Source organism: Oleiphilus sp. HI0067 (genome assembly GCF_001635735.1).
Genome location: NZ_LWFI01000655.1, coordinates 1 through 358, shown reverse-complemented (window position 1 = coordinate 358; position 358 = coordinate 1). Strand labels below are relative to the sequence as shown.

The following is a 358-nucleotide window of genomic DNA, read 5'->3' as shown; positions in this document are numbered from 1 at the left end:
TGTACGGACTAATTAGCTTTGTGTTGCTGCTGTTTTCACCTGTACTTTACTCTATGGATGAGTTCACTTATTCCTTGAATGCGGGTGGAGCCTCAAGTCAGGTAAAGATCTTGCTCAATGGAGGTGATAATGCGCCTGCAAGCACAAGCGATTGGGATGCGGCCTTGCTGTTAGGAGCCTCTGTACATGGTGTTTACGAAGAAGACCATCATCTAGGCTTAGCTTTTCAATTCACGCAGGCTGATGGTGATAACTTATATTCATTCCGTCCGTTGGACTATAAATATCAGGTAGTCGACGACATTTATATCAAGAGTTTTTTTGGTTTTGCTCGCTATGACCAGACTACGCCTGCACA

The 358-nt window shown here is 44.1% G+C and carries 1 protein-coding gene; it reads left to right on the top strand.

Annotation, left to right across the window (positions count from 1 at the left end):
- On the top strand, positions 1-358 hold a 358-nt coding region (locus tag A3739_RS29615; RefSeq protein ID WP_197472160.1), incomplete at both ends, for a hypothetical protein.